16 protein-coding genes are annotated in these 15,666 nt (G+C 59.3%); 11 read left to right on the top strand and 5 right to left on the bottom strand.

What is annotated here, in order from left to right; translation table 11 throughout:
- Window positions 1-7: 7 nt before the first annotated feature.
- The gene (locus tag ACNO7C_RS07995) at window positions 8-235 is read left to right on the top strand and encodes a hypothetical protein (RefSeq protein ID WP_460024585.1); all 228 of its coding nucleotides are present in this window, start codon (window positions 8-10) and stop codon (window positions 233-235) included.
- A 91-nt stretch (window positions 236-326) separates the two neighbouring features.
- On the opposite strand, the gene ACNO7C_RS07990 is transcribed toward ACNO7C_RS07995, so the two are convergent.
- Complete coding sequence (locus ACNO7C_RS07990; protein WP_460024584.1) at window positions 327-698, bottom strand: DNA polymerase ligase N-terminal domain-containing protein; 372 nt, start codon at window positions 696-698, stop codon at window positions 327-329.
- Between the two features lie 196 nt (window positions 699-894).
- Here ACNO7C_RS07990 and ACNO7C_RS07985 point away from each other — a divergent pair, with 196 nt between their 5' ends.
- Window positions 895-2,328: an ATP-binding protein gene (locus tag ACNO7C_RS07985; RefSeq protein ID WP_460024583.1), complete on the top strand. Its 1,434-nt coding sequence runs from the start codon at window positions 895-897 to the stop codon at window positions 2,326-2,328.
- A 23-nt stretch (window positions 2,329-2,351) separates the two neighbouring features.
- Window positions 2,352-3,317: a hypothetical protein gene (locus ACNO7C_RS07980; protein ID WP_460024582.1), complete on the top strand. Its 966-nt coding sequence runs from the start codon at window positions 2,352-2,354 to the stop codon at window positions 3,315-3,317.
- Window positions 3,318-3,370: 53 nt separating this feature from the next.
- Here ACNO7C_RS07980 and ACNO7C_RS07975 read toward each other — a convergent pair whose 3' ends face one another.
- Entirely contained in the window at window positions 3,371-4,213 is an 843-nt protein-coding gene (locus tag ACNO7C_RS07975; RefSeq protein ID WP_460024581.1) for a DMT family transporter, read from the bottom strand.
- A 76-nt stretch (window positions 4,214-4,289) separates the two neighbouring features.
- On the opposite strand from ACNO7C_RS07975, the gene ACNO7C_RS07970 reads away from it, so the two are divergent.
- The 7 genes from ACNO7C_RS07970 (at window position 4,290) to ACNO7C_RS07940 (ending at window position 10,504) form a co-directional block, all read left to right on the top strand.
- The gene (locus ACNO7C_RS07970; RefSeq protein WP_460024580.1) at window positions 4,290-4,685 is read left to right on the top strand and encodes a nucleotide pyrophosphohydrolase; all 396 of its coding nucleotides are present in this window, start codon (window positions 4,290-4,292) and stop codon (window positions 4,683-4,685) included.
- 30 nt (window positions 4,686-4,715) lie between these two features.
- Window positions 4,716-4,895, top strand: a complete 180-nt coding sequence (locus ACNO7C_RS07965) for a DUF5817 domain-containing protein (RefSeq protein ID WP_460024579.1) — start codon at window positions 4,716-4,718, stop codon at window positions 4,893-4,895.
- Window positions 4,896-5,077: 182 nt separating this feature from the next.
- The gene (locus ACNO7C_RS07960; protein ID WP_460024578.1) at window positions 5,078-5,578 is read left to right on the top strand and encodes a hypothetical protein; all 501 of its coding nucleotides are present in this window, start codon (window positions 5,078-5,080) and stop codon (window positions 5,576-5,578) included.
- A gap of 49 nt (window positions 5,579-5,627) precedes the next feature.
- Window positions 5,628-5,978 (top strand): hypothetical protein, encoded by a 351-nt coding sequence (locus ACNO7C_RS07955; protein WP_460024577.1) that lies wholly within the window; start codon window positions 5,628-5,630, stop codon window positions 5,976-5,978.
- 216 nt (window positions 5,979-6,194) lie between these two features.
- Window positions 6,195-7,976, top strand: a complete 1,782-nt coding sequence (locus ACNO7C_RS07950; protein WP_460024576.1) for an AAA domain-containing protein — start codon at window positions 6,195-6,197, stop codon at window positions 7,974-7,976.
- 241 nt (window positions 7,977-8,217) lie between these two features.
- Entirely contained in the window at window positions 8,218-8,847 is a 630-nt protein-coding gene (locus ACNO7C_RS07945; RefSeq protein ID WP_460024575.1) for a type IV toxin-antitoxin system AbiEi family antitoxin domain-containing protein, read from the top strand.
- Window positions 8,831-10,504 (top strand): nucleotidyl transferase AbiEii/AbiGii toxin family protein, encoded by a 1,674-nt coding sequence (locus ACNO7C_RS07940; protein WP_460024574.1) that lies wholly within the window; start codon window positions 8,831-8,833, stop codon window positions 10,502-10,504. The genes ACNO7C_RS07945 and ACNO7C_RS07940 overlap by 17 nt, the downstream gene beginning before the upstream one ends.
- Window positions 10,505-11,008: 504 nt before the next feature.
- On the opposite strand, the gene ACNO7C_RS07935 is transcribed toward ACNO7C_RS07940, so the two are convergent.
- Window positions 11,009-11,290 (bottom strand): hypothetical protein, encoded by a 282-nt coding sequence (locus ACNO7C_RS07935; RefSeq protein WP_460024573.1) that lies wholly within the window; start codon window positions 11,288-11,290, stop codon window positions 11,009-11,011.
- A gap of 325 nt (window positions 11,291-11,615) precedes the next feature.
- Between ACNO7C_RS07935 and ACNO7C_RS07930 the strand changes: the two genes are divergently transcribed.
- Window positions 11,616-12,728 carry an SPL family radical SAM protein gene (locus ACNO7C_RS07930; RefSeq protein WP_460024572.1) on the top strand — a complete coding sequence of 371 codons (1,113 nt, stop codon included), beginning with the start codon at window positions 11,616-11,618 and terminating at the stop codon, window positions 12,726-12,728.
- Here the strand turns inward: ACNO7C_RS07930 and ACNO7C_RS07925 are convergent.
- The gene (locus ACNO7C_RS07925; protein WP_460024571.1) at window positions 12,693-14,078 is read right to left on the bottom strand and encodes a hypothetical protein; all 1,386 of its coding nucleotides are present in this window, start codon (window positions 14,076-14,078) and stop codon (window positions 12,693-12,695) included. The two genes, ACNO7C_RS07930 and ACNO7C_RS07925, sit on opposite strands and share 36 nt — an antisense overlap.
- Complete coding sequence (locus tag ACNO7C_RS07920) at window positions 14,023-15,660, bottom strand: AAA family ATPase (protein WP_460024570.1); 1,638 nt, start codon at window positions 15,658-15,660, stop codon at window positions 14,023-14,025. The genes ACNO7C_RS07925 and ACNO7C_RS07920 overlap by 56 nt, the downstream gene beginning before the upstream one ends.
- Window positions 15,661-15,666 lie beyond the last annotated feature (6 nt).

Below are 15,666 nucleotides of genomic sequence, written 5' to 3'. Positions count from 1 at the left end.
CTCGCTAGTGTTGGCGTGCTGGGGACAAGCCTCGTGCTCACCCGGGGGATGCTGCGGAAGAGCTGCTGGGTGTAAGGCTGCATCCTTCAAGGGCAAGGCAGGCCCCGCATCCTCCCACACCGACGGCATCACCCTGACACCAACTCTCACTAGCGACATGGGCGTGATCATAAGGGAAGGCGAGTACGTGCACCCGGAGCTAGTGGACCTGGCAAAGAAGCTGAGGCCACGCTAGGCTCTCAGTTGGGCGCAGCCTCCTCACCAATCGGAGGGCTTTGCCTCATCACCGCTAGAAAATTGGAGGCAGAGGGCGCTAAAACCCTTGCCTACCTCGTCTTGAAGAAGAGCCAGCCGTCCTTGAACCTGAGGAGGACGTAAGTCCCCTTCAGCTTCGAGCCGTAAAGCCTCAAGACAAGCTTGTCGCCCGAGGACTCCAGGAGCTCGTACTCCCCCTTGTCCCAGATCCTCATCGTCCCAGCCCCGTAGCCCTCCTTTATCTCCCCCTCGAAGTCCAGCCACTCGAGCCCGTGGTCCTCCTGCTGCACGCCGTACCTCTTGACACCGGGCTCCAGGGGCGGCTGCTTCCTGAAGGCCCAGTCCTTCAGCACCCCGCCCACCTCGATCCTCAGGTCGTAGTGTAGCCCTGCGCGCCTCGCGTCGTGCTCGTGGACCACGAACCTGGCCCTACAGGAACCCACCTTGCCTCGCCCACTACTCCTGCGACTTGCTGGGAAATAAGCGCAACGCCCAAAAAGGAGGCGCAGTTCTCCTCGCCGCTACGCCTCAGCCTTCAGGAAGACCGTCAGTGCGGCTCGCCTTCTGCGATTCAACAAAATCCGGCTTAACGGGGGAATTTTTATAATCTAGAGTTTGAGACTTTAAAGTCTGAGACTTATGAGTATGAGTATATACTTCATAGACAGGGACAGCGAGCTCAGATCTCTTGAGGAGGCGCTGAGCAGCGACAAGCCGGAGCTGGTCATCGTGTACGGCCGGCGGAGGATCGGGAAGACCTTCCTGATCAGGCAGCTCCTGGAGGGCCGCCGGGGCGTCTACCTCGTCGTGAACCACACAGACCCCGACCTCGCACTCAGGGATCTGGCCAGGCAGCTCCTGAGCCAGGTCCAGCTACCCTACGAGCCCCTGATCCGGGACTTCGACGACCTCTACAGGCTCTTCGAGGGCTCGCGCGCCCAGCTCATTGTGATCGACGAGTTCCAGCGCCTCCACGGCACAGGCGCGGTCGCGAAGCTCCAGGCTTTCTGGGACCAGGCGAAGGAGCGGTCTAGGCTGAAGCTCGTCCTCTCAGGCTCGTCCGTCGGCATGATGGAGCGGATAGGGCTCTCGCACGAGTCACCACTGTACGGGAGGGCGTCGAGGATACTGAGGCTCGGCCCCCTACCCTACAGGGCTGCGAGGCTCTTCACCGAGGCGTACGCGGAGGAGGACAGGATGAGAACGTTCGCGGTGTTCGGCGGGACGCCGGGATACCTCGCCTTGCTGGACGACAGAGCCCCCCTTATCGAGAACCTCCGCAGGCTCGTCCTCTCCCGGGCTGCCCCCTTGAGGGAGGAGCCCCTCGTCTCGCTATCGATGGAGCTCCGGGACCCCTCTAGGTACATCGCGGTGCTCGAGGCAGTGGCGTCCGGCGCCACGAAGCTGGGCGAGATAGCCGACAAGGCAGGAGTGGAGCACAGCGAAGTGGGTAAGTACCTGCGCGTCCTCGAGCGGGAACTGGATCTCGTGGAGCGAAGGTACCCCCTCCTGGAGGAGGGGAGGAGGGGGAGGGCGAGGTACTACGTGAAGGACCACTTCGTCAGGTTCTGGTTCCGCTTCGTGTTCCCGAACACGCACCTCCTAGAGCTCGAGCTGGAGGACAGGGTTCTGGACGCCGTCGCGCGCCACCTAGACCTCCACGTCTCCCAGGCCTTCGAGGAGGTTGCGCTAGAGCACTTCTCCCTGCTGGCCAGGGAGGGTGCTGTGGGCTTCACCCGCATCGGGAGGTGGTGGCGGGGCGACGTCGAAATCGACTTCGTGGCCATAGACGAGACGTCGAAGATGGCTTACTTCGCGGAGGTCAAGTGGTCTACGCAACCGGTCGACCAGAGAGTTCTGTACGGGCTCGCGAGGAAGGCCGAGGAGTTCCCCTGGCGCAGGGGGGAGAGGAGGGAGGTCTACGTGCTCTACTCCAGGGCTGGCTTCACGTTCACCGGAGACAGGGACGTGCTCCTCTTCTCCCTCAGGAACCTCCAAGGCCTCTTCGAGAGGCACAGGCCCCTGAAGAGGAGCCTCAAACCCCCCGCGGAGCCGAGCCCGGACAGTATTTAAGCGGGCGCTGGTGGTGTGTACCGATGCCGATTCTCGTGGACGAGATGCGCCTCCTGTACTCGCTCCCGTTCGCGAGGAGCCTCAGGGAGCTCGCGAGGCTCGCGGGCGTCTCCCCCAACACCGCCGTGAAGTTCTACAACGAGTGGTCCTTGAGGGGCAGGTTCGTCATGGTCCCCGACGACGCCTACTTCGGCTTCGCCAGGGTCGTCTACATAGCGGAGAAGACCACGTGGCCCGGCTCGCTGCCCTACGGCTCCCTCGAGGTCATGACCCTCAGCTCCCCCAGGGGCGAGCACACCCTCGTCCACGGCCTCGTCCCCCGCGTCCTCGTCGACGACTACGTCCGGGACCTGGCCGCCACGCTCGGCGAGGGGAGCGCGCTCGCCGCCCAGGAGGTCCAGCACTGGATCCCGATCAGCAAGCTGCAGGGCCTCAGGCCCGTGGACGCCGAGAGGCTGCCCAAGCTCGTCGACTCCCTCCTGCCGGCGCTCAAGCGAGCAGAGCCGCTCGACATGCCCGACGTCTGGGACCTCGTATACCTCACGGGCAAGATGATGCTCGGCCCCTTCGCGAGGCCGTCGGACCTCCTCAGGAGGCTGCAGCCGCTCTTCTGGCTCCCCATCCCCGCGCAGACCACAAGGAGCTACCACTACAAGCTCCACTTCCTTCCGGGCTGGCTGTACACCACCTTCCGCGAGCGGCGGAGCCCCCGGAGGCCGTCAAGGTGGCCCTCGAGCTGGAGGGCAAGGACGCGGCTAGGGTGGCGAAAGCCCTGGCTCTGCTCCCCGCGTGGGGAGTCTCTTTCATCGCCGACCGGCGCGCCGTCTACGTGGGCCAGGTCGACGCCGCCTTCCTCCCCTCGGTCTACGACATCCTGCACGGCTGGAGGGCGGAGGCCACGAGGGGCCTCCTCTTCGTCAAGAGCCACCTGGAGCTGGACAAGCCCCTACTCTGGAGGTTCCTCAGCGACGACGGGAAGGCTTGGGTGATGGTGGAGGAGAGGGCCAGGGTCCCCAGCCACGTCCCGGAGGAGTGAGGCCGCTCAGCCCCATAGGGACACCACGGCAGTCGCAACGGAGACGAGCAGGGCGCCCGCCAGGTACCTCGCCTCCACCCTCTCGCCCAGGATGGGCGCCGCGAGCAGCACCGCGAAGACCGGGGCCCCCGAGGACACGACGGAGGGGCCCACGGCGTCGGACATCCTCATGGAGGTGAAGAGGGCCAGCGGCCCGAGCCCTATGCCCATCAGCCCGCCCAGCATCACCCAGCCCACCCTGGCTCGCTTGACGTCGTCTGCGCGCCTGGCCAGGGCTGGGGCGGTGGCGGCGAGCAGGAAGCCCGTCCTGTAGAGGTTCAGCTCGACCGGGGTAGCGTACCTGAGCGCGATGTAGGCGAGCGTTATGCCCATCCCCCAGCTCAGGCTGGCGCCGAGGCCCGCGAGCAGGCCCTTCGCCGTGTAGCCGCCGCCACCGTTGTAGACGACCCACATGCCGATTGCCACGAGGGCCGCTGCGATGAGCGCGGCGGGCCTGGGGGTCTTCCCGGTCAGGAGGAAGCTGAACAGCGCGACGGGGAACGGGTAGGTGTAGGCGACGGGGTACACGACCCCGACGGGGGAGCGCGAGAGCCCGTAGATGAAGAGCGAGTCGCCCAGGAAGAACGCGAAGACAGCTGAGGCCGTGGCCACGGCGTAGAACTCGAGGGGCTTAGCCATGTTGCCGCCCGAGGCCAGGAACGCGAGGAGCATGACGGTGAACGCGGGGCCGGCGCGGAGGCCGCTGGCCAGGAGGGGGTGCAGGCTCGAGCCCGAGACGCCCTTCCTGTAGAGCACGCCGGCTAGCGAGAACAGCAGCGCAGCAGTTACGGCGAGCAGGCTCCAGAGCATATCCCGTGAATCGAGCGTCGCAATTTAACTTTTTGGTGCGCGGAAGCCCTATATACCGGGCCCGCGTAGGCGTTGCGTGGCCACCTTACACGAGATCGAGGAGGCGGTGGTCAGGTTCCGGGACCAGCGCGACTGGGCCAAGTACCACATGCCCCGCAACCTCGCCATCTCGCTCGTCGTCGAGGTCGGCGAGCTCCTCGAGCTGCTGCAGTGGAAGACGGACGAGGAGATACTCGAGTACCTCCGCCAGGGGGAAGGGATGGCGATGGCGTCCCAGGAGCTGGCCGACGTGGCGATATACCTCCTGCTCCTCGCCCACGAGCTCGGCGTGGACCTCGAGCAGGCCATACTGGAGAAGCTCAAGCTGAACGAGCAGAGGTACCCTGCCGAGAAGGTCAAGGGCAGGTACGTGAAGTACACTGCACTCCAGGGGGAGGAGCGACGAAGCCCCGAGGGCTCGGGGCAAGGGTAATATACCCCCCTCACCCGCTGGGCATCGGGCATGTACGTCGTGGTCTCCTGCCCCCGGTGCGGGCAGCTGAAGATAGCGAAGGCGGGTTCGAAGACCACGCAGTGCCCCAGGTGCGGCTCGAGGTTCACCGTTGAGAAGAACCTCTACACGAGGCGCGTCTTCGAGAGCCTCGAGGAGGCCAGGGAGTTCCTGAAGAGCGCCACCGCGTGAGGGCAAACTATTAGAGCCTGCGTCGAGCTGAATGGCTGTGGGCAGGCTCGAGCGCAGGGAGGAGAGGCGCAGGAGGAGAAGGCGGCGCCTACTCCTGCTCATGTACCTCTACGGTAGGATCTGAGCCCGGGAACGTGGAAGGGTATTTTAGAGGGACCGGCGGCTAGAAACAGGCCTGAAGCATGCCCGTGCTCCGCCTCGTGGACGTCACGCCCGACACCCTCACCCTCCCCAGGAAGCCCTGCGTCTACGCGCTCCTCTGGGTGCGCTCCGGCAAGCCCGTCCCCATACCCCGCGTCCTCGCCGTCGACCCGAAGGGCATACTCTACATCGCCTCCACCGAGAACCTCAAGAGGCGAGTCGCCTCCAACCTCCTCAAGCACCTCCAGGCGGCGAGGCAGGGCGCAAGGACCCAGCACAGGATGCACGCCTTCGTCATAGCCCTCCAGTACACCGGCATGATCGACAAGGTCAGAGAGGACGAGCTCCAGCTCGCCTACAAGCAGTACCCGGACATCCTCACCGCCGCCCGCGTCGAGAGAGCCGTGCTCGCGGCCTACATGAAGCGCTACGGCGAGCCCCCGCCCATGAACCTCTACCTGAGCAAGAAGCACCTCCTCACCCAGCCCCTCCAGCCCGACCCCGAGCTCCTCGAAGCCCTAGGCCTCCCCAGAGCCACCTAGGAGCCAGCAGGCCGTGACAGCTTTATAAGCCCCGAAAACCCACTAAACCGTGAGGGAAGTGTCCGCGGAGGAGCTCCTGCGCCAGCTCAGGGAGGAGCCACGCTACAGGCGCGAGCTAGCCGAGATCCTAGTCTCAGACCCCGAGGTCCGCCTCGCCTTAATCCAGGGGGCACTCAGAGAGGTGGCCACGAAGCACGACCTCGAGAGGCTCATGGCATACATAGACTCGAGGATCAGCGACGTAAATAGGCGCCTAGACGACGTCAACAGGCGCGTAGACGACCTCAATGGGAGGCTCGAGGACCTCTCATCCCTAGTCAGGGCAAGCCTCGTCGCAATCGTAGTGACCCTAGCCTCCACGATACTCGTACCCCTAGCTCTCAAGCTACTACTGCCCTAAAACGCAGTAACACCACAACTCGGAAGCCATCAAAAGTGCCGCAGAGGGTTAAAGTTTAATTGCGGCTCCAGCGTAGCGGAGTTGGGGGTTGTGTAGGGGGTTGACCTAAGCCTCCTCGGAGAACTTCTCAAGAAGGAAAAAGAGCACTTAATCCGCGAGCTCCTGACCACGCCACATTACGTTAAAGCCACCGTTGTGTCAGCCGCGGAGAGTCTCGTGGACCTCACCGTCTCGGGAGGCGCCCCCTTCAACACAGGTGATGTCATCGGGTACAGGCTGGGCAGGACGCTGGTCTCGCTGGGCACGGTTATCGACATCGCGGAGGACCTCGTCACCGTCCTATCGGAGTCCGGGGGCAACCTGCCTCCGGAGGGTAGCCAGCTTCAGATCGTTGAGCTGGAGCCCCTTATTTCGCTGGACCTGCAGATCAAGCTGATCAACGACATCCTCAGCGGAAATGTGAGAAGCCCAGCTGTAGACCTGGTCATCGACGGCTACGAGCTCGAACCTCTGAGGCCTATACAGAGCGATGGGAAGATGTACAGCGTCGACGGGGGCTTTGAGCTCGACGAGTACCAAAGGGAGGTCGTCGAGCAGATCCTAGCGTTGCGGGATGGCGAGCTCCTGCTCGTAGTTGGTCCCCCGGGCACAGGGAAAACCCGCGTAATCCAAAAAGCGGCCTATCTACTGGCAACGAGGGGAGAGAAGGTCCTTATAACCTCTCACACCAACCGCGCTGTGGACAACGCTCTTGAGAAGCTTCCACTGGAGATGGCCGTTAGGGTGGGAAGACCTGAGAAAGTTCTACCCGAGATTAGGAGATACATGCTCGGCGCCAAGGTCAGGGAGAGAGGGGGAGAACAGCTCGCGGAGCTCGAGGAGAATATAAAGAAGTTGCGCAATGAGCGGCGCAAGTACCTTGAGCACATCAAGTACATCCGGGGAAGCGGGAACCAGCCCGCAAGGAGCGAGAGGCTGAAGAGGTTCAAGGAGGAGCTGAGGAAGGTATCGCGAGAGCTAAAGGAGCTTTACCGAGAGCGGAACGAGCTTCTGCGTAGTATCAGCGAGAGCCTCGTCGCCGAAGCGCGCGTAATAGGCTCCACGCTTGTAAAGTCCCAGCTCGATCCCCTCGATAGGATCTCCTTCGACACAGTACTCATAGACGAGAGCAGCCAGGCCTCCGTGACTCTCGCGCTCCTTGGGATGCTCAAGGCGAGGAAGTGGGTGCTAATCGGCGACCCGAAGCAGCTCCTCCCCATATTCAAGGTGCTTAAAAACGAGAAAGCTCAGGAGGAGCTGAGTGCCTTTGTCTACCTCTGTAGGAAGTACCCCAAGCGCGTTCTCTGGCTGAGGTTGCACTACAGGAGCAACTCCCAGATTATACGCTTCGCCGCTAGGGAGGTCTACGGCAATGAGATACAGCCCCATCCCAGTTGCGACAACATCGCCCTGAAGCTCGCCGAGCCCCCGCGGATTGAACCGCTGAGACCCGACATGCCTGTAGTCTTCCTCCACGTGCAGGGGAGCGAGGAGCGGCAAAAGAAGTCGCTACTCAACAGGAAGGAGGCCGAAGTCTGCCACCGGCTCGTCGCCGAGCTGAGGAGGTGCGGCGTGCCCGAAAGCGAGGTAGGCGTCATCACGCCCTTTAGGGCTCAGAGGGATCTCCTCCTCGAGAAAGTGCGGGGCTCCGAAGTAGACACAGTCGACGCCTTCCAGGGGAGGGAGAAGGAAGCCGTCATCTTTTCCGTCACTGCGACCTCACCCAGCAGCCTGAGGTTCGCTTCCAACCCCAACAGGCTCAACGTCGCCCTAACGAGACCTAGGAGCAAGCTAGTGGTTGTCGGAAACGCCAGGAGCATCATCGAGGCAGGCAGGCAAGACAAGCAGCTCCTCGTGTACAGGTTCCTCCTCTACGCCTACGAGCTCAACGCTATATACAACTGGGAGAGCATGTCATGGATGACCACACGCCGCGTAACCAAGCAACCCACGCAATAAGGGTACCTGATCAAAGAGGCTTAAACCACTCACTCGCGACTGGGTGGCTTAAGCGTTGGTGTTCTTAAGTTTACCTGTGACCGATGATAGACTATACGCTCTACAGGAATCTGGACTGGTTCTGTTTAGTACTTCGAGGTCTTAGAGTAGTACCATCCAGCGTTCTAGGTACCAGCACGAAATGCCGAGGATCTGTGTAACAAGCGTCAACTTTTTTAGTGGTTGTTACACAGATCTAGGTGTGAGGCTCGCGACTAGGTACCTGTTCTCGAGGTACGGGGGGAGGGTTGCGACAAAGGACGACCTCGCCGAGCTCTGCAGTAGGTTCAGCGTGGATCTAGACTACTTCGTGAACTACGTGATTCGGTACGGCTACGTGGTCAGAGTGCTTAGGGGCCTGTACTACGTGAGGACCGTGGAGGAGTTCAAGCTGGGGAGGGCGCCAGACGTTCTCAGGGTGCTGGCGCTAGGCATGGAGAGGCTAGGCGTCAGGTGGTACTTCGGCCTCTACACGGCGCTGAGGCTGGGTGGCGTGACACACGAGTACTACGACGTGGTCTTCGTGATCAGCGACTCGATCTATAGGCCCAAGCCTGTTAGGGTAGCGGGGGAGAGGGTTAGGTTTGTAAAGGTCAAGCCGAGGCTGATGAGCTTTGGGCTCGTCAGAAAGAATGGACTCGTGTACTCGGACCTCGAGAAGACGATCCTCGACTTTACCTACCTCTCAAGGTATGGCTCCATCCCCAGGGAGCGGGCGGTGGCGGTGCTCAGAGAGCACGCCGACGCGCTAAACAGAGAGAGGCTGGCCGAGTACGTCAAGCGCTACCCGAAGACCGTGAGGGGTGTGCTGAGAGATGAGGGACTACTCTGAGTTCGTCCAGTTCGCAGTGGAGAAGAGCGGGCTGAGGAAGCCGCTACTCGTCGAGAAGGACGTGCTGCTGCACACGCTGCTATACAGGCTGGCTAGTGACGCTGAGTTCAGGGAGAAGTACCTGTTCAAGGGTGGCTCATGCCTAGTTAAGTGCTACTTCGGCTATTACAGGTTCAGCGTGGACCTAGACTTTACCTACCTGCGCCAGGAGAGGTGGGAAGGCTTAACCAAGTCCGAGAGGAGGAGGGAGCTCGTGTTGGAGGCCGAGCTGCTTGCCCAGCTCATAGAGCGGGCGTCGAGAGACCTAGGCCTCGAGTTCGCCGCGGATGTCGGGAACAGGAGGTTCGTCGAATTCGGTAGCGGCTCGAGGCTAGTCACCTACAAGCTCTACCGCGGCGGCGAGCTCCTCAAGGTCCAGGTTGACCTAGTCGAGACTCTCCTCTTCGAGCCCCAGAGACGCAAGGCCAGGACTCTTCTCTGGAGCGTCAGCGTTGCGGGGGAGGAGAGGGTGTACTTCAGGGAGTTCCTAGAGGGGTACCGCGAGTTTGAGGTGCTAGCCTACGACTTGAGGGAGATTCTCTGCGAGAAGGTCAGGGCCATACTCACTAGGAGTGTCCAGAAGCTGAGGGACCTCTACGACCTCTACATGCTCGAGAAAGCTGGGCTGGGCATCGAGGACTACGAGGAGGAAATAGCGCGTAAGATCAAGCTCGTGCTGAGGTACAGGAGGTACAGAGAGTCCTCTGAGAAAAACAGGAGGGGTCTCGAATTATCCCTAGAGTCAATGGCGGACAGCCACGAGCTGTCGCTGTTCGTAGAGCAGCCAGACGAGGAGGAGTTCAGGCACGCGCTGATGGGCGCCTTGGGCTACTCCGAGCTCCTCTCAAACCTCGAGAAGATTTGGAGGGAAATCGAGGAGGTCAAGCGGGGGCAGGCTAAAACCTGGGAGGCGATCGAGGGGCTAAGAGAGGAGCAGGTGAAGATTTGGAGGGAGATCGAGGCCATCAAGCTCGAGCAGGCGAAGATCTGGGAGGAGATAAAGGCTCTGAGGGAGGAGACCAGGAAGATCTGGCAGGAGATCGACGAGATAAAGCGCGAGCAGGCCAAGATATGGGAGGAGATCAAGGCTCTGAGGGAAAACCAGGAAAAGCTCTGGCAGGAGGTCAAGGCGCTCAGGGAGGAGGCGAACAAGCTCTGGAAAGAGGTTAAGGATCTCAAGGAGGGCCAGGAAACGATTAGGAAGGAGCTAGAGGAGGTGAGGCGCGAGCTCGGCGAGGTGAGGCGCATGCAGGAGAGGTACTGCACGACCCTCGAGGAGGAAGCCAGGGACGTCGTAGGCTACTTCCTGAGGGAGAAGGGCCTCGCCGTCGAGCTCGCCTCGCTGCAGCTGGACAGGGAGTACGAGTTCGGCATCTACGGCACAGCCCCCGGCATCAACGTCATCGGGGAGGCGAAGGTCAGGGCCGGCGCCGCACAGCTGGACAGGTTCGCCCAAAGAGCAGAGGAGGCGGCGAGGCGCTGGCCCGAAAAGTTCCAGGGCAAAGTGGTCAAAGTATTCTACTGCATGCAGGGAGCCCCAGGCCTCGAGGAGGCGGCCAGGAGGCTAGGCGTCTGGCTCATCGTAGCGAACAGGCAGGCCACCCAACCCGGAATCTAGCACCCGCACGAGTTGATGGTAGCGTTTGACTCCTGCTTAGCCTCTGAGGGATCAGTAGAAAGCCTAGCCCGGGAGCCCCGCTCCAGCCCGTAGGAGCTTGCGGAAGCGTCTTCAGAAAGCCCCCGGTGAATTGGGGCCCATTGGTTCACTTTAGTACTCGGAGCCCGCGATTCGTCCCAACTGGTACCCCTTAGTACTCACAGGGTAAAGGCTGGGGCACTGGGAAGGTTTACATGTGGAGCCAGGTCAAGCATAGTCTGAACGAGAGGCTCGCCCGGCGGTTTAGCTGAAGGGAGAACGCGAGTCCAAAGCCTCGACACAAAATTTCATATGACAGTAACCAAGTGCTCGTGGAGGTGAGGGGCAAAGCCCTCTTCGAGACCCCTGCCAGCCCGGTCGGGGTTCTCTTCACGAGATTCATCAACGTGGATCCCTAGCGGGCCTCAGACAACTTCCCGCCGCAGTACGGGCAGAGGGCGAACCCGGCGGGGGTCGGGGCATCGGCTAGGCTGGCTGGCCTCCGCGCGCGTGGTCTTCGCCCAGCGAGAGGTAAACCAGGTAGAGAGGAAGCAGCGCGCCCAGGAGTAGGAACAGGGTCACGAGCAGCACGAGCCACGAGGCGAGGCCCTGAAGGTACATTGCGGCGACGAGAAAGCACCCCGCAACCTGCTGGAGCACTATCGCCGTCTTCACTCCCGAGGCGCGCTGGGCAGGCGAGAGGGGCCGCTCAGGCGACTTCCGGTACACCGAGAAAGCATAAAGAGCGCCAAGAAGAGCGCCAAACATTACCTTCCAACAGCAGTATGGCTGCATAGTTAATTGGATGAAAGTACAATGCTCCTACGGCGAAGACTACTGAGAAAAGCGAGTACGCGAACAATACCGCGCGAGCACGCGTCCAGGCGTCCCGGCCAGCCGGCTTGCCAGCGTCCGCCTCCGCGTCTTCTCGAGGAGCGCTCCCCTGCACGCCATGAATCCGCAGCGCCGCTATTTTAGCCTTTCCGCCCGCCAGATTGCAAGGGGGTTTCAGACCGAGAAGAGGTTATCTTCTCCCGTTTTCTGCTATATAAAGGGTTGGGTCATGGATAACAGCAGGGTTTAGGGTGTCTTCGTGAGGCCCTCGGATCTAGCTGGAAAGTTGGTGATATCCGCAAGCCGTAGCATGAGCCTTTACTGTTACTCGATTCTCAGGTTAGACCCGTACGTAAGGTGCGGGCATGGTTGCATCTACTGCTACACGAGGCTTCTTCCCGGCTACCAAAGCATACCCAAGCCTCTGTGGGGGTATCCGGAGGCTCTGGATAAAGTCTTGGAGGCATCGTCCGAGACACCCGTAATTCAGATGCCGTTTAGGATGTCTGCCCTAACGGATCCGTTACAGCCTATTGAAAGGAAGGCTAAGCTGGGGCTCGATACGCTCAAGATTGCGCTGAAGCACAAAATACCAGTCCTCCTCTCTACCAAGTCGACCCTGCTTGCTGAACCCCCCTGGCTCGACGTCGTAAAGGAGATTGCCGGGGAAAAGAAGATTGTGGCCCAGCTAACATTGACAACGACAGACAATGCAATATCCAAAGCCTTAGAGCCAGGTGCTCCGCGGCCTGAAGAGAGGTTGAAGGCTGTTGAGAAGCTTTCCTCAGAGGGGGTCCCGGTAGTAGTTAGGCTTCAGCCGTTGATCCCTGGAGTCAACGATGACCCTGAATCGCTGGAAAACCTCATAGATCAGGTAAAGGCGGCCGGAGCACTGCAGGTGATCGCAGAGTACTACAGGTTTTCCTCGTGGAATGACGTCGACGCTTTATCTAAAGCGCTTGCCCCCCGCTTGCTCATCTACCTGAAGAGCAAGTCCCTCTGGGAAAAGTACCCCTCGGGGTCCCACAAGCGGCCCCGGAAGAGTTACAGGCTCGCGAAGTACAGGCTCATCCGCGATCTAGCCTCGCGGAAGGGTCTGCTGTTCTCGCTTTGCCGCGAGGAGTTTCTGAACCTTGATACGGCTTCAAATTGCTGTGGTATTAACTTCATGCACGGGTACAGGCTTAGACCCACTTTGCGCGAGCTACTCGGCAATGTGAAAGGAAGCATGTACGTGGCTAAGGAGGAGCTACTATCCATACCCTTCTCATCGTTGCGAAAGGGGTTGCTTGAACACTACGAATACTTGGAAAAATACCATAGACCCGGGAAGACTTCAGAGGAGGAGCGAGATTTCAAGAACTTTCCTTAGCGCGGATTTTGACCTCTCGAGGCAGCCTTCCTGGGGGTCAACGTAAACCAGAGCGAGCATCTTGCCGTTATCGTCGATTTTGATAATCGATCCGCTGTACTCCCTAGCGGTGAGGTAGAAGCCTCTCTGCTCGTAGGCTTCCTCGTCCGAGTATAAGCCATTCGTAGGCGTCGGTGCAACTAGTATCGCGGCGTCAGCGTTAAACTCGTTCAGGTAGGAGTAAACCTTAAACCGCGACTGCACTAGGTAGCTCAAATCCCGCGTGTACTTGTAGTCTATAACGACCAGCTTCCTCTTATCGTCCCTACGCCTAACCGCTATCGTATCCGGGAGGCCTCCCAAGCCGTCTACCTTGATTTCTCCGTCGAGAATACCGTAGTATCTGGCGGTCTTCAGCCTCGACTCCACGCTCTGAGGTAGAGCGTTGTAGGAGATGTCTATCCTCTCGCCATTCCTGTAGATCGAGAGAACTCTTCCACTGCTATCCACCTTTACATCATGAACCCCTCCAAAAATGCTAAAAATGCACTCAAGAACAAGAGTAAACCCGAAGAGCTCGTACAGCTTCTCCCTTGATATTTTAAGAGTAGGGAGAAGCTCACTAATGGTCTTGACGTCTTCTTCGATGACCCTCAAATTCTCGTGCAATTCTCTGCGGAGGCGTAAAAACTTATCATAAGCACGGTATTCCCGGGGCCTTCGCAATGAATCCTCACGGACTTGTTCCTCAAGCTTGGCAACGCGCCGTTCATCGTCTACAAACCTCACTGCTTTAATCGTTAAAGGCTTAAGCGTGGGTTCTGACAGCAGCCTGTCGCACCGCTGGACAAGACCCTCGAGCCTCTCAACGACCACCCTCCTTAAGGGATCGATTTCGGGAGACACCTCCTTCGGGATTCTCTCCAGTAGCCCGGTGACCCTTTTCTTCACCTCGAGAAGTGTAACCACGAGAAGCAGGTTAGCTGGTGTTTCCAGACTCACTTTGGTAGCAACTACGGGCAGCGCTACTGGCCAGTACTTTGCGGAGAGACCAGTTAGAACTCTCCCTCTTATGGCCCCCTGCTCAACATCAACCTCCTCCACTGTTACAACCTGTAGTCTCCTGAGAACCTCGTTTACGGCATCCGAAAGTTCACCGAGTATCGCTACAGTCTTCAGCGCCTCAGCAGGTACCCCACTAACCACGATGTCGCTGTCTACGTTTCTAAGCCGAAGGTTCTCGCTTATATGGAGGCGCTCGTAGAGAGCAAGCAGTGTCTGCCACGTGTACTCAACCATGAACCTGATTTCCTCCTCACTGCTCGAGGGCTTCGGGGTACAGTCGCTTGAAAGCCCCGAGGGACGATCCATAATCCCCATCTTCCAAAACCTCTCTTATTGCCCTCAAGTGAGCTGAGGGAAGCCCCTCCAGCTGAGGCATGATAATAGCCTTAAACGCCCTGTCAACAGCCTCTTTGGGGTTTCCACCGTAGACACTTTCGGCGAATTTCACGAGATCCGCGAGAAGTGCAGTACCGACTTCGAACTCATTCCTTGTTCCTTCCCTTATCTTGTTGTACAGCTCCATAACCTCTCTCACAATTTCTACACGAGAGCTATACCTGGCTAGAATTTTCTCAAGCTCTTCCACCTCGGGGTTCTGAACCTCGACCACCGCGAAGCGCCTGAGGAAAGCATAGCCCAGCGTGAAAAGGTACCTCCTGTCATAGGTGTTCATAGTGGCGATAACCCTGAAGCCCCTCGGAACCTCGAGCCGATCCCCTCCGTTCTCCTCCCACTTCTTAAGGAGGTATTCTCCGCACGAGTCGATGGCCCCATCTTCCCTGTACTCTTGGATTTCCTCTAGAATTGAGCCCGGTATAAACCACTCATTAGGATCCGAGCCGCTGAAAATCGTTAGGAATTCTCCGAAGGCTCTCTCCAGGTTTGCCCTGTTTATCTCGTCTATCAACAGGATGGTGCCAGACTCTTTGCCCCTCTCCAACCTACTGTAGTCCCTTGCGACAGCCTCGAGCAGCGCTCCACACCTCCACTTAACCCTACCACCGACGAAAACCGGTCCCCCCACGACATCTACCCTAGACCACTCGGCCGTAGCCGTTTTCTCGACAATGTCAAAGCCGTAAGCTTCGGCTATCGCCCTAGCCAGCGTAGTCTTACCGGTACCCGGTACACCCCACAGCAACAGGTGCTTCCCAGAGGCTAAAGCGGAAACGCACTCTTTAACGATGTCACTAGGGATAACGACGTTACGGCGTAGTAGCTCCTCCTCAACAGGCTTAGGATCCCACACCCCTGTTGGCGAGGGAACAACGCTACGGAATCCCAAGCGACGCGCTAAAAACATTATTTGATCGAATACACTTTCTTCTATTTCGGCGAGAGAGCCCTGCGTCAAATTACCCGGAACTAGAGGTATAATGCTTGGACCCCACTTCGAGAATACTTCCGATAAAAGCGGCGAAGGATACTTAAAATCTTCGGGCCTGAGCCCCTCAAGCCTTTTAAGGGTCTCGTAAAGCCCGGCGGCAACCTGCTCCACCCTAACGAAGAACTTGTAGTCCCAAGGCTTCTTCTCATCACTCTCGGGCCAGTATTCCCACCTAATCTGACCCTTCAGGTCTTGAGGAAGCACTCTCCCAATGGCCACAACCCCCCTTGTAAACCCTTGCCCGAGACCCCCAGGCTTTGAAGATACAAGAGCAACCCGAACCTCCCCCTTTGAAGTAGTGAGGTTCTCATACACATCAGGATCGTTAAAAGCCCAAAGGATTGAGTACTTTTCTTTTCTTCCCAGACCATTTGGGGGCGGTGAACCATCCCTAGCTGATGAGCTTAAACTCTCTTTAAGCAGGTCGCGGAAGCTCCAAGCCCAGTTGACCGCCCTACCCTGTATGGCGAAATACCTCTTCCTTTGAGAGTTTTCTGACATTTTCTC

It is taken from the genome of Infirmifilum tikiterense (assembly GCF_054696565.1).
The sequence above is the reverse complement of the archived record's forward strand: the minus strand, read 5'-3'. Positions and strand labels throughout refer to the sequence as shown.

Bases quoted from the DNA above. Each gene is read 5' to 3' on its own strand.
- ACNO7C_RS07985 (WP_460024583.1), top strand. From the start codon at position 895: ATGAGTATGAGTATATACTTCATAGACAGGGACAGCGAGCTCAGATCT.
- ACNO7C_RS07975 (WP_460024581.1), bottom strand. From the start codon at position 4,213: ATGCTCTGGAGCCTGCTCGCCGTAACTGCTGCGCTGCTGTTCTCGCTA.
- ACNO7C_RS07980 (WP_460024582.1), top strand. From the start codon at position 2,352: ATGCCGATTCTCGTGGACGAGATGCGCCTCCTGTACTCGCTCCCGTTC.
- ACNO7C_RS07965 (WP_460024579.1), top strand. From the start codon at position 4,716: ATGTACGTCGTGGTCTCCTGCCCCCGGTGCGGGCAGCTGAAGATAGCG.
- ACNO7C_RS07940 (WP_460024574.1), top strand. From the start codon at position 8,831: ATGAGGGACTACTCTGAGTTCGTCCAGTTCGCAGTGGAGAAGAGCGGG.
- ACNO7C_RS07925 (WP_460024571.1), bottom strand. From the start codon at position 14,078: ATGGATCGTCCCTCGGGGCTTTCAAGCGACTGTACCCCGAAGCCCTCG.
- ACNO7C_RS07935 (WP_460024573.1), bottom strand. From the start codon at position 11,290: ATGTTTGGCGCTCTTCTTGGCGCTCTTTATGCTTTCTCGGTGTACCGG.
- ACNO7C_RS07960 (WP_460024578.1), top strand. From the start codon at position 5,078: ATGCCCGTGCTCCGCCTCGTGGACGTCACGCCCGACACCCTCACCCTC.
- ACNO7C_RS07920 (WP_460024570.1), bottom strand. From the start codon at position 15,660: ATGTCAGAAAACTCTCAAAGGAAGAGGTATTTCGCCATACAGGGTAGG.